General features: G+C 62.1%; 17 protein-coding genes and 1 pseudogene. 11 read left to right on the forward strand and 7 right to left on the reverse strand.

Annotated elements, in window-relative coordinates:
* Positions 1-13 precede the first annotated feature (13 nt).
* The 5 genes from ASG67_RS07610 to ASG67_RS07630 all read left to right on the forward strand — a co-directional run bounded on the left by ASG67_RS07610 (position 14) and on the right by ASG67_RS07630 (position 7,425).
* Entirely contained in the window at positions 14-1,348 is a 1,335-nt protein-coding gene (locus ASG67_RS07610) for a dicarboxylate/amino acid:cation symporter (protein WP_056527845.1), read from the forward strand.
* A 234-nt stretch (positions 1,349-1,582) separates the two neighbouring features.
* Positions 1,583-2,995: an alginate export family protein gene (locus ASG67_RS07615; protein WP_414887537.1), complete on the forward strand. Its 1,413-nt coding sequence runs from the start codon at positions 1,583-1,585 to the stop codon at positions 2,993-2,995.
* A 172-nt stretch (positions 2,996-3,167) separates the two neighbouring features.
* Entirely contained in the window at positions 3,168-3,929 is a 762-nt protein-coding gene (locus ASG67_RS07620; RefSeq protein ID WP_056527848.1) for a Crp/Fnr family transcriptional regulator, read from the forward strand.
* 86 nt (positions 3,930-4,015) lie between these two features.
* Positions 4,016-6,136, forward strand: a complete 2,121-nt coding sequence (locus ASG67_RS07625; protein ID WP_082543385.1) for a M3 family metallopeptidase — start codon at positions 4,016-4,018, stop codon at positions 6,134-6,136.
* Positions 6,133-7,425: an MFS transporter gene (locus ASG67_RS07630; RefSeq protein WP_056527851.1), complete on the forward strand. Its 1,293-nt coding sequence runs from the start codon at positions 6,133-6,135 to the stop codon at positions 7,423-7,425. The genes ASG67_RS07625 and ASG67_RS07630 overlap by 4 nt, the downstream gene beginning before the upstream one ends.
* Positions 7,426-7,465: 40 nt before the next feature.
* On the opposite strand, the gene ASG67_RS07635 is transcribed toward ASG67_RS07630, so the two are convergent.
* The gene (locus ASG67_RS07635; protein WP_056529052.1) at positions 7,466-9,532 is read right to left on the reverse strand and encodes a glycoside hydrolase family 97 protein; all 2,067 of its coding nucleotides are present in this window, start codon (positions 9,530-9,532) and stop codon (positions 7,466-7,468) included.
* Positions 9,533-9,790: 258 nt separating this feature from the next.
* Here ASG67_RS07635 and ASG67_RS07640 point away from each other — a divergent pair, with 258 nt between their 5' ends.
* On the forward strand, positions 9,791-10,834 hold the full coding sequence (locus tag ASG67_RS07640; protein WP_056527855.1) for a LacI family DNA-binding transcriptional regulator: 1,044 nt from the start codon (positions 9,791-9,793) through the stop codon (positions 10,832-10,834).
* Here ASG67_RS07640 and ASG67_RS07645 read toward each other — a convergent pair.
* The 5 genes from ASG67_RS07645 to ASG67_RS07665 form a co-directional block, all read right to left on the reverse strand.
* Positions 10,818-12,167 (reverse strand): ATP-binding protein, encoded by a 1,350-nt coding sequence (locus ASG67_RS07645; protein ID WP_056527858.1) that lies wholly within the window; start codon positions 12,165-12,167, stop codon positions 10,818-10,820. The two genes, ASG67_RS07640 and ASG67_RS07645, sit on opposite strands and share 17 nt — an antisense overlap.
* Positions 12,164-12,883 carry a response regulator gene (locus ASG67_RS07650; RefSeq protein ID WP_056529055.1) on the reverse strand — a complete coding sequence of 240 codons (720 nt, stop codon included), beginning with the start codon at positions 12,881-12,883 and terminating at the stop codon, positions 12,164-12,166. The genes ASG67_RS07645 and ASG67_RS07650 overlap by 4 nt, the downstream gene beginning before the upstream one ends.
* A gap of 43 nt (positions 12,884-12,926) precedes the next feature.
* Entirely contained in the window at positions 12,927-13,262 is a 336-nt protein-coding gene (locus ASG67_RS07655) for a hypothetical protein (protein ID WP_235535105.1), read from the reverse strand.
* Between the two features lie 427 nt (positions 13,263-13,689).
* Entirely contained in the window at positions 13,690-14,379 is a 690-nt protein-coding gene (locus ASG67_RS07660; RefSeq protein ID WP_056527864.1) for a glutathione S-transferase N-terminal domain-containing protein, read from the reverse strand.
* Between the two features lie 67 nt (positions 14,380-14,446).
* Complete coding sequence (locus ASG67_RS07665) at positions 14,447-15,679, reverse strand: TetR/AcrR family transcriptional regulator (RefSeq protein WP_056527866.1); 1,233 nt, start codon at positions 15,677-15,679, stop codon at positions 14,447-14,449.
* Positions 15,680-15,824: 145 nt separating this feature from the next.
* Between ASG67_RS07665 and ASG67_RS07670 the strand changes: the two genes are divergently transcribed.
* From ASG67_RS07670 to ASG67_RS19745, 5 genes and pseudogenes are all read left to right on the forward strand, one after another.
* Positions 15,825-17,087: an acyl-CoA dehydrogenase family protein gene (locus ASG67_RS07670; RefSeq protein ID WP_056529059.1), complete on the forward strand. Its 1,263-nt coding sequence runs from the start codon at positions 15,825-15,827 to the stop codon at positions 17,085-17,087.
* A gap of 68 nt (positions 17,088-17,155) precedes the next feature.
* Complete coding sequence (locus ASG67_RS07675; protein WP_082543419.1) at positions 17,156-18,136, forward strand: phosphotransferase family protein; 981 nt, start codon at positions 17,156-17,158, stop codon at positions 18,134-18,136.
* A 13-nt stretch (positions 18,137-18,149) separates the two neighbouring features.
* Positions 18,150-18,941: an SDR family NAD(P)-dependent oxidoreductase gene (locus ASG67_RS07680; protein ID WP_056527872.1), complete on the forward strand. Its 792-nt coding sequence runs from the start codon at positions 18,150-18,152 to the stop codon at positions 18,939-18,941.
* A 159-nt stretch (positions 18,942-19,100) separates the two neighbouring features.
* Positions 19,101-19,310: pseudogene (locus ASG67_RS19800) on the forward strand (hypothetical protein); the annotation flags it as partial.
* A gap of 3 nt (positions 19,311-19,313) precedes the next feature.
* Positions 19,314-20,015 carry a methyl-accepting chemotaxis protein gene (locus ASG67_RS19745; RefSeq protein ID WP_321163533.1) on the forward strand — a complete coding sequence of 234 codons (702 nt, stop codon included), beginning with the start codon at positions 19,314-19,316 and terminating at the stop codon, positions 20,013-20,015.
* A 5-nt stretch (positions 20,016-20,020) separates the two neighbouring features.
* On the opposite strand, the gene ASG67_RS07690 is transcribed toward ASG67_RS19745, so the two are convergent.
* The gene (locus ASG67_RS07690) at positions 20,021-20,911 is read right to left on the reverse strand and encodes an acyl-CoA thioesterase (RefSeq protein ID WP_056529062.1); all 891 of its coding nucleotides are present in this window, start codon (positions 20,909-20,911) and stop codon (positions 20,021-20,023) included.
* Positions 20,912-20,933 lie beyond the last annotated feature (22 nt).

Here is a 20,933-nt window from a genome sequence, read left to right on the forward strand (position 1 = left end):
AAGGTCCAGCCTTATGATCGACGTCACGCATCCGGCCCCGCTGCCGTCCGCGGCCAAACCCTGGTACAAGCATCTGTACGCGCAGGTACTGATTGCGATCATCGCCGGTGTTCTGCTCGGACATTTCTATCCTGCGACGGGCGAATCGCTCAAGCCGGTCGGTGACGCCTTCATCAAGCTGGTGAAGATGGTCATCGCTCCCGTCATCTTCCTCACCATCGTCACCGGCATCGCGGGCATGCGTGATCTGGCGTCGGTTGGCCGGGTCGCCGGCAAAGCCTTCGTCTATTTCTTCTTCTTTTCCACGCTCGCGCTGATCGTGGGCATGATCGTCGCCAACGTCATTCAGCCGGGGGCGGGCCTGAACATTGATCCGGCGACGCTCGATGCGGCCAAGATCAGCGATTACACCGCCAAGGCGCATGATACGACGATCACCGGCTTCCTGACCGGCATCATCCCGGACACGTTCGTCTCCGCCTTCTCCGAAGGCAACATCCTGCAAGTACTGTTCGTCGCTATCCTGTTCGGCGTCAGCTTGGCGCTGGTCGGTGAGCGGGGCGAGCGCATCCTCAGCTTCCTGAACGATATCTCGGTGGCCTTCTTCAAGCTCGTCGCGATCGTCATGAAGGTCGCGCCGATCGGCGCGTTCGGCGCCATGGCCTTTACCATCGGCAAATACGGGGTCGGCACGCTCGCCAACCTCGCGGCGCTAGTCGGTACGTTCTATCTGACCTCGCTGCTGTTCGTTCTGGTCATTCTGGGCACGGTGGCGAAGCTCGCCGGCTTCTCCATTCTCCGGCTTATCAGCTATCTGAAGGCGGAATTGCTGCTGGTGCTCGGCACATCCTCGTCGGAAAGCGCGTTGCCCGCGCTGATCGAGAAGATGGAGCGGGCTGGCTGTCCCAAGTCGGTCGTCGGGCTCGTCGTTCCGACCGGATATTCGTTCAACCTCGACGGCACCAACATCTACATGACGCTGGCGGCGCTGTTCATCGCTCAGGCAACCAATGTCGACCTCACGCTGGGCCAGCAGATCCTGCTGCTGAGCGTCGCAATGCTGAGTTCAAAGGGTGCGGCGGGAGTTACCGGCGCGGGATTCATCACGCTGGCCGCCACTTTGTCGATCGTCCCGTCGGTGCCGGTGGCCGGCATGGCGCTCATTCTGGGCGTCGATCGCTTCATGAGCGAATGCCGCAGCCTGACCAACTTCATCGGCAATGCGGTGGCGACCGTGGTCGTCTCCCGCTGGGAGGGTGCGCTGGACCGCGATCGCTTCGATGCGGCGATGCGCGGCGAGGAATTGCGGATCGATCAATTGGGCGCCGAGGCGGTTCCGGCCGAGTAAATATCGCGCTGCTCCCGCCGATCGCGCCATCCGCCGCTATAGTGGATGGTGCGATCCGCCCAATCTCTCTCTTCCAGCGTGGATAAGATGATGCAGAATATCTCAGGCCGCGCCCTTGGCGGCGGTGCCATGGCGCTTGTCGCCATCATGGCCAATGCCCCGGCTTTCGCCAACGGCGTGTCTCCGGCCATGGTTGCTACGCCAACCGCGACCGACGCCAGCGCGGCACAACGGATGACCGCCAAAGACCAAGCCCCGCCAAGCGCCGCCGCGCCGATCGCCGATGGCTATCCGACCGAGGCGCTTGGCGACGGGGTGACGACCGGCGGTTACAACCAGTCACGTTGGGCGGAGGACTGGAGCAAATACCGCGACCCGAAGAAGCGCGACGATTTCCTCGACCGCCTCAAATTCATCCCGTTCGATACCGATGGCGATATCTACCTGACTCTGTCCGGCGAGCTGCGGTTACGGGTCAACCAGACGACCAATCCCAACCTGCGTGAGAGCGAGGCGCAACGTCAGGATATCAATCGCATCGTCGGCGGCGCCGACCTGCACCTGGGCAAACACGTCCGCTTCTTCGGCGAACTGGCGCATGGCGGTCTTGGCGGCGTAAACCTCGGAACCCCGGCGGCGACCCTGAAAAACGATCTGGTCGTCCAGCAGTCGTTCGTTGATGTGACCGGCACCGTCGCCGATGTCGATCTCGGCGTTAGGTATGGCCGCCAGACCTTCGCCGATGGCCCCAACCTGATGGTCGTGCCGCGCGACAACAACACGATCTTCTTCGTCTATAACGGCGTCCGCGCCTGGGCGCGATCGACCAAGGTACGCGCCGACATCTTTGATTATCACACGACGCGCCTGGGCGTGCAGGGCACCGGGGACGATATCAGCGACAAGGGTCGTCGCTTCTCAGGCGTATCGACCGGGATCGTCCTGCCGAAGGACTGGTTCGGCGGGTCGAAGATTTATGTCGACCCCTTCGTCTGGCGTTTGCGCAACGATGCCGCAGTCTGGGGGCGGACGACGGCGCGGGAGGTCCGCAACTTCTATGGCCTGCACGTCTGGGGCGATGCCGGCCCGGTCAACCTTGACTGGACGGTGAATTATCAGGGCGGCGATTATAATGGTCGGCCGATCGAGGCATGGCTGCTGCTGATGGCGCAGACCTATCGTCTAGGAAAAGATCGGACTTCGCCGCGTATCGGCGTTCATGTCGATTACGCATCGGGCGGTGGTTCGTATGACGGCGGGAAATTGCGGACCTCGCTCGCGCCGTTCGGCAACAACGTCTATTACAGCTATCAATTGTTTGCGACGCCTACCAACCTGATCGCCGTGGCGCCGAACTACACGTTTACCGCACTGGGCAAAATTCGCATCTCGGCGGAATATCAGTTCTCGTGGCGCGATTCGGCACGCGATGCGGTGTACCGGGCAAACGGCACCGCCTTTGCCGGCACCCAAAACGTTACCAGTCGCAAGATCGCGGACACGGCACGATTGCAGGTCGTCTATCCGATCACGCCACGCCTGAGCATCACCGGTCGGTACGAGCATCTGTCGGCAGGACCGTCGCTGACTCGCGCAGGTTATGCGAGTTCCGATTTCCTCGCCGGATGGATATCTTTCCGCTTCTGACGGCGCCCGATCAACGCCGCGAACGCCGCGATCGCCAAGTGCGGTGGCGCAATACGGCGTTTCGAATTGCTTCGTCTTAAAGCCCGAAGGTATTAGGTCATGAGCTGAACGGACATCGGGACGATTTCCCGAGGGTCCGTGGCAGAAGGCAATACCAGGGGATCGTATTACAATGCACAAGTTGCAGCAGGTTACCGAGAAATTTCTCCGTGGGCGCGGCCATGATCGGCTGACCACGGAGGAGATCGGCCTGTTGGAAACAACCGTCGATCGTATCCGCGACCTGCCTGCGCGACAAATCGTAGTCCGCGCAGGGCAGCGAGTCAGCGAAAGCAGCATGCTGCTGAACGGCTTCATGTGTCGCTACATGGATGATCGGGCCGGTTATCGACAGTTGGTCGCGATCCAGGTGCCCGGCGATTTTGTCGATCTCCACGCCCTGCCACTTGAGCGGCTGGATCATGATGTGGCAACGGTCGGTCCGGTGCGGATTGCCACTTGGACGCACGAGGCGCTGGAACAATTGATCGCCCCGCGACCTCATCTGACCCGGATGCTGTGGTTCTCCACCCTGCTCGATGCAGCCATCCACCGCGAATGGATATTCCGTCTCGGCCGGCTCGACGCCGATGGTCGCGTCGCACATTTCATGTGCGAGATGAAGACGCGGCTGGACATGGTGGGGCTGGTAGAGGGCGATCGCTTCGCGCTACCGTTCAAGCAGGCCGATCTGGCGGAGGCGTGCGGATTGACCGTCGTGCATGTGAACCGGGTTCTGCGGTCCCTGCGCGAACGCGAGTTGCTGGTGTTCCGCAGTGGCATAGCGACCATTGTCAACTGGCCGAAATTGGTGGCGTTGGCCGAATTCGATCCGTCATACCTGTATATTCAGCCCAGCACCGAATTGCCGGCGGTGTCTGTCGGGAGCCGCTGACCGGTTCCTGTCGCCAACGAGTGCCGGGGTTTCGATCGGCACCGATCTGTCTATGCTTCAGGTATTCACCGTACCGGGAGTGACATGTGCGATCGATTTTCCTGCTGGCTGGTGGTGCCGCGTTGATGGCGACCACCGCTCTGGCCCAAACCTCGTCGACACCCGCCGCGACGGCGGCGACCAATCCGCTGCTCGCCGACTGGACGGGCCCCTATGGTGGCGTGCCGCCGTGGGACAAGGTGACGCCAGCTCTTTTTCCGGCAGCTTTCCAGGTGGCCTTGGCCGAGCGCCGCGCCGACTATCAACGGATTGCGGACAATTCTGCCGCGCCGAGCTTCGCCAATACCTTCGTACCCATGCAGTTGGCGGGACAGCGAATGGGCAGGTTGATGACGCTGTTCGGCGTCATGACCGGCAATATGAATTCGCCGGCCTATCAGGCGCTCGACCGCGAATGGTCACCGCGCTTTGCCGCCGCGCAGGACGAAATAACGTTCAATCCGAAGCTCTTCGCAAGGATCGAGGCGATCTATGCCAAGCGGGCCGCGCTGAATGCGCAGCAGCAGCGGTTGGTGACGCGGACCTATGACTCCTTTGTTCGGCAAGGCGCGAAGCTGAACGCGGCGCAGAAAGCGCAATTGTCACAATACAACCAGCAACTGGCGACCGCCTTCGCCGAATTCTCCGAAAAGCTACTGGCCGACGAGGGCAAGGCGATCACGGTGACGGACGAGGTGAAGCTGGCTGGCGTGCCGGCCAGTGTGAAGGCGGTGGCAAAGGCCGCGGCGGTGGAACGTGGGCAACCGGGTTGGGCAATCGTCAACACCCGCTCGGCGGTCGATCCGGTGATGACCTTCGCCACCGACCGGGCGTTGCGTGAACAGGTGTGGCGGGCCTTCGTTAATCGTGGTGACAATGGCGATGCCAACGACACGAATGCCACGATCGCGCGGATCGTGAAGCTGCGGGCGGACCGTGCGCACCTGTTGGGGTTCAAAACCCATGCCGACTGGCGGATGCAGGATACGATGGCCAAGACGCCGGCAGCCGCGACCGACCTGATGATGCGGGTCTGGCCATTCGCGAAGGCCCGCGTTGCTGAGGAAGTACGCGATATGCAGGCGATCGCCAGCAAGGCGGGTACCAACCTGACGATCGAACCCTGGGATTATCGGTTTTATCAGGAGAAGGTCCGCAAGGACCGCTACGACCTCGATCAGTCAGAGCTGAAGCCGTATTTCGAACTGAACAACATCATCCAGAGTTCGCTCTATGCCGCGAACCGACTGTACGGGCTTGAATTCAAGGAAATCACCGGCACCGTTCCCCTGTTCGAGCCGAACATGCGGGTGTGGCATGTGACGCGCGCGGGCAGGGAAGTCGGCCTCTTCTACCGCGACGATTTTGCACGCACGGGCAAGCGGTCAGGCGCGTGGGCAAACACCTATCGCGGGCAGCGGCGGATGCCGCCGGCGCAGACAGTGCTGTCGTCGAACAACAACAACTTCGCCAAACCGGCCGCGGGTGAGCCGGTACTCATTAGCCTGGACGACGCGCAGACGCTGTTCCATGAATTCGGCCATGCCATCCATGCGATGTTGCAGGACGTCTATTATCCGGGCCTCGCCGGCACGCCGCGCGATTTCGTGGAGTATCCCAGCCAGGTGAACGAGCATTGGCTGCTGACCCGCGACGTACTCGACAAATATGCCCGGCATTACCAGACGAAGGCGGCAATGCCGCAGGCGCTTCTGGACAAGATCGAAGCGTCGAAGACCTTCAACCAGGGCTTTGCCACGACCGAATATCTGTCGTCGGCGATCGTTGACATGAAGCTGCACTCGCTGCCCGACGGGCTGGTCGATCCCGACCGGTTCGAACGCGAGACGCTGGCCGGCATCGGCATGCCGAAGGAGTTGGTGATGCGGCACCGCCTGCCGCAGTTCAATCACCTGTTCTCGTCCGACAGCTATTCGGCGGGCTATTACAGCTATCTTTGGTCGGAGACGATGGACGCGGACACGTTCGCCGCGTTCGAGGAGGCGGGCAGCCCGTGGGACAAGGCGACGGCGAATCGCTTCGCCAAGATACTGTTGTCGACCGGCAACGAAACCGACCGGGCGGAGGCATACCGGGCATTCCGTGGTCGTGACCCCGATGTTCATGCGCTGCTGAAGAAGCGCGGTTTCGAGGGGGCGGGAAAATGAGCGGCGCACCGGCAGGCCGATTGAAATCGATCCTCGGCGGATCGGCGGGCAATCTGGTCGAATGGTTCGACTGGTACGTCTATTCCGCGTTCGGCCTTTACTTTGCACCCGTATTTTTTCCTGAGGGAAGCCCGACCGCGCAGTTACTGAGCACGGCTGCGGTGTTCGCGGTCGGGTTCGTCATGCGACCGATCGGCGCATGGATCATGGGCATCTATGCCGACCGGTACGGGCGCAAGGCGGGGCTGACGGTATCGGTGACGCTGATGTGCGCGGGGTCGTTCCTGATCGCCATCTGTCCGGGGTTCGCCGCGATCGGCTGGGTCGCGCCAGCGTTGCTGGTGACGGCGCGGTTGATGCAGGGGTTGAGCGTCGGCGGCGAATATGGCGCGAGCGGGGTCTATCTGTCGGAAATGGCCGGCAAGTCGCGGCGCGGATTCTTCTCGTCGTTCCAGTACGTCACGCTGATCGCGGGGCAGTTGCTGGCATTGGGTGTGTTGCTGCTGCTGCAGGCGACGCTCACCGAGGTCCAGTTGGAAGGGTGGGGCTGGCGGGTGCCGTTCGCGCTTGGCGGTTTGCTGGCGATTATCGTTTTCCGCATCCGTCGCGGGCTGATGGAAACGCAGTCGTTCCAGAATGCGAAGAAGGACAACCACGGCAACGAGCAGAAGAAGTCGAGCGGGATGCTGCTGTTCCGCGAACATCCGCGCGAGGCTATCACGGTAATGCTGTTGACCGCTGGCGGTACGCTCGCCTTCTACGCGTACACCACATACATGCAGAAATTCCTGGTCAACACCTCCGGGTTCAGCCGCGAGACGGCGACGGTGGTGATGACGGCGGCGCTGGCGCTTTATGCGGTAATCCAGCCGGCGGCTGGTGCGCTGTCCGACCGGATCGGGCGCAAGCCCTTGATGGTTGGGTTCGGCGTGCTGGGTCTGGTATCGACGGTGCCGATCTTCACGACGCTGGAGACGGTGACGAACCCCTATGCCGCCTGGGCGCTGGTGACGGCCGCACTCGTGATCGTGACGGGATATACCGCGATCAACGCGGTGGTGAAGGCCGAGCTGTTCCCGGCGCATATCCGCGCGCTGGGCGTCGCATTACCCTATGCACTGGCCAACACGATATTCGGTGGCACGGCGGAATATGTCGCGCTGTGGTTGAAGAACGAGGGGATGGAGCGCGGTTTCTATTGGTACGTCACCGCGATGATCGGCGTGTCGCTGATCGTGTATCTGCGGATGCGCGACACCGGCCGCAACAGCCAGATCATCGAGGATTGAATAACCGGGGCCTTGCCGCTTCGGGCACGGCCCCGGTTCATCACTTTGCCCGCAAGCGGATCGCCTGACCACCGCCGGGGGCTAGTGCCAGCGTCAGCGTGTCGCCCTTGCGAACCTGCTTCGTCTCGATCGCGATCGCGTGGCGGGCATCGGTCCGGTAATCCGCACCCGAGCCATCGCGATAGATTTCGGCGGTGTAGGTCCGGCCCGCATCGAGAAAGTCGAGGTTCACGGGCAAACTGCGCGCATTCTCATCGGTGATGCTGCCGACATACCAGTCACGGCTATTGCGATCGCGCCGGGCGAAGGTGGCGTAATCGCCGACCTCGCCGTTCAGGACACGCGTTTCCTCCCAATCGACGGGAACGTCGCGGATGAACTTGAACGCATCCGGATATTTAGCATAATTTTCGGGTGTGTCGGCTGCCATTTGGACCGGTGAATAGAGCACGACATATAGCGCCAGCTGTTTGGCGATGGTCGACAGGATCGGGCTATTGTCCGTCCCCGTCAGGCTGAGCACGCCCGGCGTGAAGTCCATCGGTCCCTCCAGCATCCGGGTAAACGCCAGATTGGCCTCGTGCTCGGGCGGGTTCTTCCCCGGCCAGGCGTTATACTCCATCCCACGCGATCCTTCACGCGCCAGCCAATTGGGATAGGTGCGTCGAAGGCCAGTGTCCTTGATCGGCTCATGCGCATCGATCGACACCTTGTACTTCGCGGCCGATTGCACGACGCGCAGATGGTGGTTCGCCATCCACTGCCCCTCATGCCATTCGCGTGCGGTCGTGCCGTCCGGATTGGTACGTTCGATCTGGCCGGCGTCGGTGACGTAACCGGTCTTGATCGTCGGGATGCCGTGGTCGGCGGCATAGCGGAATGCCGCGTCGAACTGGCCTTCATAATGGCTGGCGGCACCACCGGTTTCGTTATGGCCGATGATGTACACGTTCTTCGCCTTGGCATAGCGGGCCAGCTCGGCGGCGTCGAAATCCTCGGTCGGCTGGGCGAGTTGCATCGCGCTGCCATGCCCCGCCCAATCGCCGTCCCAGCCGATGTTCCAGCCCTCCACCAACACGCCCGGAATCTTATTCACGCTGGCGAAGTCGATGTATTTCTTGACGTTGGCGGTGGTGGCGCCGTGGCGAGGGCCACGCGCCCACGTCCAGTCGCCCTTGATCATATTCCACCACACACCGACGAACTTGCCGGGCTTCACCCACGACACGTCGCCCAGCTTGTTGGGTTTGTTGAGGTTCAGCTCGAGATGGCTCATGTACAGCCCCGGCGCGTCGTTCGCGATGATGAGCGTCCGCCACGGCGTCGTCCAGTTTCCCTGCTTCACCACCTTCGGCCGACCCGAACCGGGCGTCAGCACGGCCTTCAACGTGTTGCCCGTCGTCTTCATGACCGCCATCGAGGCATAATCGACCAGTGCCGCCTCATGCAGCGCCACATGCGTGCCGCTCGCCAGCTTCATGGTGATCGGCGTGGCGGCGGTACCCACTGCGGACAGCGGCGTTCGTTCGTAGAGATACTCTTCGCGGTTCCATAGGAAAGCGGGCTTCCACCACGCGGTGCCGCCCTCGGCAAAGGTGAATTCGGTCAGCTCTTCGGCGATGTTCGCGCCGTGCAGGTTTGCCTGATCCGGCACCTCGTAACGAAATCCGACGCCGTCATCCTGAATACGGAACACAATGTCATAACTGCGCTGTAGATTGCCGACCTCGATCAACCGGACCCGCATCTCGCGGTGATTGTCGCGAATCTGATGCCATTCGCCATACGGCTGCGTCCAGGTCGTATCCGCTTTGTCGTGCGTGACGCGCTCGATCCGCATACCGCGTTCGATCTTCGGCTGATCGGTGAATAGGAAACCAAGGCGTGACGGCGCGATGATCGTCTCCGCTCCACGCGTGATCGTATAGAGCGGCCGCCCATCCGGGTCGGTCGTCACCGATACCTTGATCGTGCCGTCGGGCGACGTTTCCTCGGCACCGGCGGCATTCACCTGTGGGACGAACTTGAACGTTTCGTTGGCGGGGGCGGGCGTCGTCTGCGCGTCGGCACCGGAGGCCGCACACAGGGCACTAGCCAAGACCCACATGGCCAGCCCGTTACGCAGCGGGCGATCGGCCGAACTGTCGCGGCGTTTGGAGAAGTACATGGAAATCCTCTCGCGATGCTGCCCGCCGATTTGGCGTGGCAACCGTTTGCAGGCGCCTTGATCCAACCTGTCGTTGCCGTTGCCAAGGGGATGGCATACGTATTCGACCAGAGCATCGCTTGGTGGACACGCAAAGTCCGGGCGACTGTTCCGGCAAAGACCCCCAGGACGATTTCGCTAGAGAGGATATCACACCCGGTGTCGGGCCAGCGCAGAGCCACCTCGTTCGATATCGCCCAGCTGGCAGGGGTGTCCCAGCCGACGGTGTCAAGAGCGCTTCGTGGCAGTACGACTGTCAGCGCCGCGACGCGTCAGCGGATCGAAACGATCGCGCGCGAGCTGAATTATTCGGTCGATCGGTCGGCATCCAATCTCCGATCGGGCGCAACGCGCACATTGGCTCTGTTACTGTTCCGCGATCCGACGCCGGACGAGACGCTCATAAACCCGTTCTTTCTTGCGATGCTGGGATCGATGATGGGAGCGTGCGCGAACGCGGGCTACGACCTGTTGGTTTCGTTCCAGCAGATGTCGGGCGACTGGTATCGCGATTATGAGGGGAGCCACCGGGCCGATGGACTGATCCTGCTCGGCTATGGCAACTATGCGGATTATCATCACCGGCTGGTCGACATGGTCGATCAGGGTACGCATTTCGTTCGGTGGGGCCATGTCAAGCCAGGCCAGCCGGGTTTGACATTGGGGTGTGACAACGTCGCCGGCGGCCAGTCGGCCACGCAGCACCTGATCGAACGCGGACGGCGGCGGATCGCGTTCCTTGGCAATGCGACGGATCACTATCCCGAATTCTACGATCGTTATCGTGGCTATGTACAAGCCCTGTCGGCGGCGGGCCTGTCGCCAGATCGCGCTTTGCAAATACCCTCGATCTCGACCGAGGAGGATGGCGTGCGGGCCGCGAAAGAGTTGCTGGCTCGGGGTGTCACCTTCGACGGTATTGTCGCCGCCAGCGACCTGATCGCACTGGCGGCGATGCGGGTGCTGGCGGGGGCGGGGATCATCGTACCGGATGACGTCGCCATCGTGGGTTTCGACGATATTCCTGCAGCGGGCCTCGCCAATCCACCCTTGACGACAGTGGTGCAGGATGCCGGCACCGCAGGGCGACGGCTGGTCGAACTATTGCTTGCCCGGATCAAGGGCGATCTCGCCGCCAGCCTAGTCCTGCCGACGCGATTGACCGTGCGGCGTTCGTCTGGTGAGATCAACGACGCAGGGTGATCGTCGCGGCCAGACCTCCCTGAAGACGATTGGCCAGCACAACCTCACCCCCCGCCTCCCGCACGATGGCGCGAGCAAGCGCGAGTCCCAGGCCAATCCCGCCGGTTTCTCGATTGCGGGAAGTCTCCAGCCGCGTGAACGGATCGAACACGTCGCCCATCCGGTCGATGGGGATACCGGGACCGCGATCGGCCACGACGATCGCCACGGCGTGCTGCTCGGCCCGGATACTGACCTCCGCCGCATCACCATATTTTACCGCATTCTCAATCAGGTTGCGGACGGCGCGGCGCATCAGGGCAGGGCGCAGCCGCATGCGCAGCCGGTCGGTCTCCTCGAACGACACCGGTGCACCCAAATCTCTGAAATCCTCGACCACCGCATCGACCAGCGCGGCCAGATCGACTTCGGTCAGCGGTTCGCTTGGCCGGCCGAGACGGGCAAGCGACAGAATATCGTCGAGTGTCCGATTCATGTCGGCAATCGTATCGATCATGCGGAGCCGATCTGCATCGTCCTCGACCGACTCGATCCGCACCCGTAATGCCGCCAGTGGCGTTCGCAAATCATGGCCGATCGCACCCAGCATCCGGTCCTTTTCATCCAGCATCGCCGTGACACGCAAGCGCAGGCCATTAAACGCGGCAATGAGCGCCGCGATATCGTCAGGACCACTGACGGCAACAGGCGCCACAGGTTCGCCTGGACTAAAACGCTCGGCCGCCGCGGTCAGATCGCGTAAGGGTCGGGAAAGCCGCCGGACCGCCCATAGGACGGGCAGCAGGACGATGACGAACAGGATCGCCGTCTGACCGGCCAACCGCCACACCAGACTGATGTCATGCGCGCCCCAGGGCATGCGCTGGACCAGCCAGCCCAAGCCCGGCCGCTCGACCGCGATCACCAGTTCGTCAGCGCTCCGCATCAAGTAGCGTCGCCGGCCGACAGGCAGACGACGCAGCAAAGGATTGTCGGCGCGAAGTGGGCTAAGGCCGGTGACGATGCGACCGACCTGTACGCCCGCTTCCGCAAGACCGGACCGCAAGGACTTCTCGACTTCCGGTTCGCGGGGCAGCGAAGCGGGAACGGGGTTGGCGGATACCAGGCGAACCCGCCCGCGATCGGCCACCGGCGGCCGGCCCTGCGCGCTGCGTTCGATCGCATCAGAAAACCGCGTCGCGGCCGGGCCAGTGATCTGCGCCAGCGCAAAGAATCGCCGTTCCCGCAACAACAGCGTAAAGTTGATGGCCTGTGCCACGAACAGCGCAAGCGCGATCAGCAGCGCGATCTGGCCCGCGAGCTTTCTCGGCCAAAGCCGTGATAGAAGGGTCAAAGCCGGGTTACTTCCGCTGCCAGGGTGTAGCCGCCGCCCCACACCGTCTTGATGATGTCGGGCGCTTTTGCATCTGCCTCGATCTTGCGGCGCAAGCGGCTGACCTGATTGTCGATCGCCCGGTCGAATGCGGCGGCCTCACGGCCTTGTGTCAGGTCGAGCAACTGATCGCGAGTCAGCACCTGACGCGGGCGCGTGACCAGCGCCAGCAGCAGATTGAACTCGCCCGTCGACAGCGGGACGGACACGCCCTCGCGATCGACCAGCGCGCGTTCGCCCGATTTCAAAACCCAACCGGCAAAGGCATAGGAACCGGTTTCGGGCGCATGCTGGCGCGTGCCGCCGCCCTGCGTGCGCCGAAGGATCACCTTTACGCGAGTGGCAAGCTCGCGCGGCGAAAACGGCTTCACGACGTAATCGTCGGCACCCATTTCCAGTCCGACGATCCGGTCTGTCTCCTCCGCTCGGGCGGTTAGTAGGATGACTGGCACGTCACTGGTCGCGGCGACGTGACGGCACAGGCTCAAGCCGTCCTCGCCCGGCATCATGATGTCGATGATCGCCAGATCGATCGCATATGCCGCCAAACGCGACCGCGCGCCCTCCGCATCACCCGCTTGGGTGACGCGGAAACCTTGTTTGCCTAGATACACCGCCAGCGGTTCGCGGATCGAGCGCTCGTCATCGACTAGCAGTAGGTGCGGCAAGTCTCCCATGACGCTGGCGTCTAGCATGACGCCGATCTCCGGAAACAGTGGGTCATTGCGTTGGAGACGGAGGCGCATCGTCATCGCGCGGGGGGCGGGAGCCGGGGCGGGCGGCTGCCAGTTCGGCTGCATCGAGGCGGCCATCTTTATTCGTATCCAGCCGATCGAAACGGGTCGCTGCCATCTGCCGCGTTTGCTCCAACGTCAGTTCCCGATCGCCGCCGCGACCCATGCCACGTCCACCGCGACCCGAACCATCGCCGCGTCGCTCCGCTCGCATCGCATCCATCGCGGCACGACGCTCTTCGGGGGTCACCTTACCGTCATGGTTGCTATCCATGCGCGCGAACATGGCGTCCGCCTGTGCCATTACTTCTGCGCGGGTCACGACTCCGTCACCATTGGCATCAGCACGACGAAGACCGGCGGGCCCCCCGGGTGGCGGGGCAGACGGGGTGACAGCCTGAACCATGGCGGCAAGCAGAAGAGAGACAATCATCGGACAGCTCCGGCCGGCGCGTGGACCATCCGGGCGCCGAATGGATGGACCTATCCCTCACCATTGTCGCACTCTTGTGTCGATCAGCCTACGTTGTGTCGCAATTTGTATGAACACAGCTCAGGCGAAGACCACAGTGCTGCTTGAACGTGGCGTCCGCCATGCCGAACGAATTCAATTTCCCCGTTTTAGGCAGTGGCCATCCGAAGCGTATCGATCGAGGAATAGGTACCCGTCAACGATTTCCTGACACTTCGGACGCGACGATCAAAACGTCTATTATCTGCGTCTCATTGCCCGTATTTTTCTAAATCCGTCAGCGCGCCGTCTGACCGAACAAAATCTTCTTCGCTGACTCGTCATTCACGACGTTGCGTTCACTGATTTCCTGTCCCCTTGCATAAGCCGCAATGGTCGCTGGCCGCGAAGCGATGCGATCGAACCAAAGATGTAGAAGGGGAAAGTCTTCTAGATTCTGCCCCTGTGCTTCATGCGGGACGATCCACGGGTAACAGGCCATGTCGGCAATCGAATAGTCGCCGGCGATAAAATCGCGCCCGTCGAGTTGCGTGTTCAGCACGCCGTACAAACAGCTGGTTTCCTTCACATATCGGTCAATCGCGTATGGAATTTTTTCAGGCGCATAGCGGTTGAAGTGATGGTTCTGCCCCAGCATCGGACCAAGGCCACCCATCTGCCACATCAGCCACTGCGTTGTTGCCACACGGTCGCGTATATCCGCTGAAAGGAAGCGGCCAGTCTTCTCCGCTAGATACAACAGAATTGCGCCCGATTCGAACACCGTAATCGGCGCGCCGCCATCGCTTGGTTCCTGATCGACGATCGCGGGCATCCGGTTGTTCGGCGCGATCGCCAGGAAATCGGGCGCGAACTGTTCACCCTTGCCGATATTTACCGGCAGTATGCGATAGGGGATTTCGGCCTCTTCGAGGAAGAGCGTGATCTTGTGCCCGTTGGGTGTGGGCCAGTAGTGCAGATCGATCATCGCGTTGGTCCTTACATGGTCCCGCTGAAGATGGTTGGTTCAGTGGACTATCGAAAGGGGAGGGCAATCAGGCCGCGGCCATCCGGTCGTCGAACAGGCCGTACAGCAACGTCGATGCGTACATCGCCACGGCCCGGTCGCGCGGCATCGTGCCGGCCCATTTGCGCATGTCGAACGCGGCATTCTGCAAGGCCATCAATGCCTGCGCCGCCACCAGCGCATCGACCGGACGGCACGACCCCTCCGCCACGCCGTCCATGATAGTGCCGGCATAGCGGCGCGCGATCCGGTTCGACCGATCAACCATGGCATCGCGCACGCCAGCCGGCAGTCCACTCAGCGCCGTGGTGCGCAACAGCGGCGCAGCCTCGGCGAACTGCACGTCGAGCAGCGTGGCGACCGTGCTCGCCAATCGCTGCCAATAACTGTCATCGCGCGCATCGGCCAGCACCTGCGCCTCGGAGATCGTATCGAACGAACGGCGATAACAGGCGGTGACCAACTCGTCCTTCGCATCGAGGTGATGGTAAAAGCTGCCCTTGGTGACGTTCAACTCCGACGCGATCCGCTGCACCGAAGCGCCGCGATAGCCCAGTTCGTTGATAAGGCGCGTGGCTGCCAACAAAAATGCCGCTCGGCCCGGCTCGCGTTCATCGTGGCTCAGATCGAGTATAGTCGGCGTCCAACGCGCGCCGGACGCAGCAATGCCGTTCGCAAACACATCCATCAGCCGCGCCTCCACCCGCGGATACTGATCGGCATCGTATCGCTGGATCCAGATCGGCAGCCAGAAAGTGTTCTCCAGCAGCACGTGCGCCCGCGCGCTGGTCAAATCCTTCATCAGCCTGGTGCTGGGATCGCCCCACAAGGCACGGGTGGTCCGAAACACTTTTTGCCACCCCGCCATCAGACGCGACCGGATCGGATCCTCCGTAGCGCGCAGGTCCGACAGCACGGCGAACGCCGTCTCCTCTCCCCGGTCGATCCGCTCCAGCCGTTCCATATTGAGCTGCAGATAGCGCGCGACGCGGGCGCGGGGGGTGTCGGCACGCAGCGCGTCCTCTAGCATATCCATCAAGCGATCGAGCGTATTCTCGAATGCCGCAGCGGCAAGATCCTCCTTGCGCTTAAAATAATACGTGACACTGGTTGTATTCAGCCCAACACGCCGGGCAACATCGGCAAAGGTCATGCCCTTGGCCGATTGTTCGTTGATGGCTTCCGCGGCGGCAGCGAGGATCGCGTCGCGCTTGGCGCGAAAGCGCTTGGTTCCGATTTCTACGCTCTCGTCCGCCGTCATCGTGCCATCTGTACCAGCTTCCTTTTGCAGGGCCAGTCCCTTTTCCGGTATCCTCGTTTACGGCATTTTTGGGATAGATCGACGGCTTTACCGAACATCCGGTACGGTCTACGAAGCAGAAAACAACGATGGCTGGAGAGTGGCGGTGGACTTCACCCTGAGCGAACGCGAAACCTATTTCAGGGATCAGGTGAAGGCATTCATCGACCGTGAAATCCGGCCACGGCACCCCGATTACATCGCGCAGGGCCATACGGGCGAGCGCTGGAAGGTGTTGCCGGTGATCGAGGAGGTCAAGGTGAAGGCAAAGACCGCCGGTCTTTGGAACTTCTTTATGCCCCCCCGCTCCGGACGTGCCCATGTCGACGACAGCTTCACGTTCGAAGGGACGCAGCTAAACAATCTCGAATACGCCCTGTGTGCCGAAGAGATGGGGAAGATCAGCTGGGCTTCCGAATGCTTCAACTGCTCGGCACCCGACACGGGCAACATGGAGGTGTTCCTGCGCTATGGCACCGCCGAGCAAAAGGAACGATGGCTGCGTCCATTGATGAACGGCGACATCCGTTCCGCTTTCCTGATGACGGAGCCGCAGGTAGCATCGTCGGACGCGACCAATATCCAGACCAGCATGGTACGCGATGGCGACGATTATATCGTCAACGGCCGCAAATGGTGGTCGAGCGGCGTCGGCGATCCGCGCTGCAAGGTTGCCATCCTGATGGGCAAGACCAGCTTCGAAGGATCACGGCACAGCCAGCAATCGATGATGATCCTCGATATGGAAGCGCCCGGCGTGTCGATCGAACGGATGCTGTCGGTCTATGGGTACGACCACGCGCCGCACGGCCACGGCGAGGTTTTGTTGACCGACGTCCGCGTACCTGCCTCGAATGTCCTGCTGGGCGAGGGGCGGGGGTTCGAGATCGCGCAGGGAAGACTGGGGCCGGGCCGCATCCATCATTGTATGCGAACGATCGGCGTCGCCGAAACGGCGCTGGAGGCGATGGCGAAGCGCCTGCAATCGCGCATCGTGTTTGGCAAGCGCATCTCCGATCATTCGGTATGGGAACAACGCGTCGCCAAAGCGCGGATCGATATCGAGATGACCCGCCTGCTGTGCCTGAAGGCCGCTGACATGATGGACAAGGCGGGCAACAAGGCGGCGCAGGTGGAGATCGCGATGATCAAGGTCGCCGCCCCGACCATGGCGCTTCAGATTCTCGACGACGCTATTCAGGCGCATGGCGGCGCTGGCGTCAGTGAGGACTTCTCGCTGGCGCATGATTGGGCCGCGATGCGTACACTGCGCTTCGCCGACGGACCGGACGAGGTGCACAACCGTTCCATCGCCCGTGCCGAATTCGGCAAATATGGCGATGTGGCGGCAGAGCGGCCTGTCAGGTGAGCGCACCGGACGGCACGATCGAGGTAGCCGCCCGCGACCGGCTGAATCTGGACCGGCTGGGTGACTGGATGCAGACCCATGTCGACGGCTTTCACGGGTCGCTGACTTATCGCCGGTTCGCGGGCGGTCAATCGAACCCAACCTATCGGATGGATACGCCGGCCCGAAGCTATGTCCTGCGGCGCAAACCGTTTGGCCCGATCCTCCCGTCCGCCCACGCGGTCGAACGCGAATTCCGCGTGATCGCCGGTCTTCATCCGACCGGCTTCCCGGTGCCCCAGCCGCTGGGGTTGTGTGATGACGATAAGGTCATCGGATCGCCCTTTTATGTGATGGAACTGGTCGCAGGACGGACGATCTGGGACGGTGGGATGCCCGACGCGCTGCCCGCCGACCGACGGGCGCATTATGATGCGATGGTCGATATGCTCGCGGCGCTTCATCAGACCGATTACACGACGGCGGGGTTGTCGGACTATGGGCGGCCCGGCAATTACTTCGAACGGCAGGTCGCACGCTGGACGAAGCAATATCGTGCCGCCGAGACGGAGCGGATGGAGGCGGTGGATCGGCTAATCGACTGGCTGCCCCGAACGCTTCCCGAACAAACCCGTACGTCGATCGTCCATGGCGATTACCGGATCGACAACATGATCTTCGCTGAAAATGGCCCGCGCGTGCTTGCGGTCCTGGATTGGGAATTGTCCACATTGGGCGATCCGCTCGCCGATTTCTCCTACCTTCTGATGAACTGGGTGACTGCGCCCGAGGGGCGGTCGGGCGTGTTGGGCCTGACCGGGCCCGACACGGGCATTCCGACCATGGAAGAGGTCGTCGAACGCTACTGCGCGGCAACTGGTCGAGACGGCGTGCCACAGCTCGATTGGTATTTCGCGTATAACCTTTTCCGGCTGACCGGCATCGTACAGGGCATCAAGCGCCGGATCATCGACGGCAATGCGGCCAGTGCGCAGGCGCAGGAAACTGCTGCGAGGGTACGCGGATTGGCGGATGCCGCCTGGGCGTTCGCCGAACGGGCGGGCGCATAGCGGGAGAAGATCGATGGCACGGTTTACGGGAAAGTCGGTAATCGTCACCGGTGGCGGGTCGGGCATCGGGCGGGCTTCCGCGATCGCCTTCGCGGCCGAGGGCGCGCAGGTGGTGGTCGCGGATCTAACCGACGGCGCGGAGGAAACCGCGGCGATGATCGGCCCGGCTGCACGCGCGATCCGGATCGATGCGGGATATGAAGACGATGTCCTTCGCATGATCGCCCTTGCCGTGGAGGCGCATGGGGGGCTGGATATCATGTTTGCCAATGCCGGCATCTCCGGTGGCATGGCGAATATTTTCGATACCGACGTTGCACTGATAACCGAGGTGTTGCGCGTGAACCTGATCGGGCCGTTCCTGGCCATCAAGCACGCCGCCCCTCGCATCGCAGAGCGCGGCGGCGGTGCCATCGTGCTCACGGCCAGCGTTGCGGGGCTACGATCGGGCGCCGGGTCGCCAGCCTATTCCGCGTCGAAGGCCGGCGTCATCAATCTGGCCCAGGTCGCCGCCCAGCAATTGTCTGGATCGAACGTGCGGGTGAATGCGCTGCTACCCGGACTAACCGAAACGGGGATGACGCAGGTGGTGTTCGATCACGCACGCGACGTCGGGAAGCTGGACCGCGTCGGCCGATTGAACCCGCTTCGTCGCGGTGGCTCGCCGGAGGAACTGGCCAAGGTAGCGCTGTTCCTCGCCTCCAACGACGCAAGCTATGTCAACGGGCAAGCGATTGTCGTCGATGGCGGGCTGTCATCCAGCCATCCCGTCATCTGGCAGGAATACGGGATAACCGCCGCGTAGTTTACGCGCCGTTATATGGTCCTTTGCTACCTGGACGACATGGTTCGATCTGCCGACACCGATCATGTCATTGCCGACGCTGTATGGGATGCCATTCAGCGCGCCCATGCGATGATGGCCTTCGCGCCTGACGGACGGATCGTCGATGTGAACGATCGAATGGTGGGCATGCTGGATCATCGCCGAGACGCAATCCTTGGAATGGTCCATGACGATGTCTGGAAAGTCTCGGAGGGTGAGGACCAGCAGCAATTCTGGGCGCGGTTGTGCAGCGGTCAATCCGTGATTGGTCAATATCAGGGCCTTAACCATGGCAATCGCCCGATCTGGATCGATGCGGCTTATCATCCGATCCTTGATGATCGGGGATCGGTGGTCCGTATCGTCATGATCGGACACGATATTACGGCTGCCCGGCAACGCGCGAATGAGGCCGACCGCTGGCGAACCGCGATCGACGCATCACAGGCGGTGATCGAATTTGACATCGACGGCACCGTGTTGAACGCGAATAACATCTTCTTGAAGCTGTTCGGCTATCGGCGCGAAGAAATCCTTGGAAGGCATCACCGCATCTTTTGCGATACCGCCCATGTCGCCAGTCCGGAATATCAGGCTTTCTGGGCGATGCTTGGTAGTGGCCGTTTCGTCGCTGATCGTTTCCGCCGCATCGCCGCGGATGGTTCATCGCGCTGGATTCAAGCGACCTATACGCCGATCCTCGACGTAACGGGCAAGCCAGTGAAGATCGTCAAGCTGGCCACCGACGTGACAGCACAGTTCCGACTGGAAGAAGAGGTCGGCGCCCGGCTGGAGGAAACCGGCCGTTTCCGCAACGAGGCCGAAGCGCGCCGGCTGGAAGCCGAACAGTTGATCGTCCAGTTGAGCAAAGTGGTCGAAACCGTCGCGGGGATAGCCACACAAACGAACCTGCTGGCGCTCAACGCCAGCATCGAAGCGGCCCGTGCCGGCGACGCTGGCCGTGGATTTTCGGTGGTAGCTGCCGAGGTGAAGAAGTTGGCCAGCGACACCCGCAAGGCGACCGCCCTGGCCCGACGGATGATCGCCGACTGAGCGGATCAATCGCGCTGGCGGATCAAACCCTCCTGCGCGACGCTCGCCACTAGCCGCCCATCCTGTGTAAAGACCGACCCACGATTGAAACCACGGGCATGGCCAGCCCACGGACTACGCATCGCATAGAGCAACCACTCGTCGGCACGGAACGGCTCGTGCAACCATAGGGCATGGTCGAGGCTCGCAACCTGCATCCGCGGGTTCATCCAGCCGACGCCGTGGGGAATCATCCCTGTCCCCAACAGCCCCATGTCGGATGCATAGGCCAGAACTGCTCGGTGGAGCGCTGCATCGTCGCCGATCGGCGCCACCAGCCTGAACCACATCGCCTGAACTGGGTCGCCCGGTGCCGGATCGATCCAGCTACGTGGGCAAACCGGTCGGATATCGATCGGGCGTGGCCTCAGCAATACGCGGTGATATTCGGGCGGTATCCGGTCGGCCATATCCCGTCGCAACGCCGCTTCGCTGGTCAGCGTGTCCGGCGAGGGCACATCCGGCATCGTATCCTGGTGCGTAAAGCCCTCTTCAGGCACTTGAAACGAACAGGCCATGTTCAGGATCGGCTTGCCGCGCTGCATCGCGATTACCCGGCGGGTGGCGAAACTGCGACCTTCGAAATCGCGAACGACGCGAAAGACGATCGGGTGGTTCTCGTCACCCGGCCGCATGAAATACGCGTGCAGCGAATTGGCTACCTTCGGTGCATCAGTCGATCGCTGAGCCGCCTGCAACGCCTGGGCGATCACCTGACCGCCGAATACCCGCCCCTCACCGCCGGGCTGGCGAGCGCCGCGGAACAGGTCGACATCGATCTGTTCTACATCGAGCAGAGTAACGAGGCCTGCTACCAGGGCGGTGGGATCGACGTCGACAGGCATGTTCTGGTTCATGCCGCCTGCCTTCGCGGTCGGC

The sequence above is a fragment of the Sphingomonas sp. Leaf339 genome, from assembly GCF_001426195.1.
In the GTDB taxonomy this organism is placed as follows: domain Bacteria; phylum Pseudomonadota; class Alphaproteobacteria; order Sphingomonadales; family Sphingomonadaceae; genus Sphingomonas.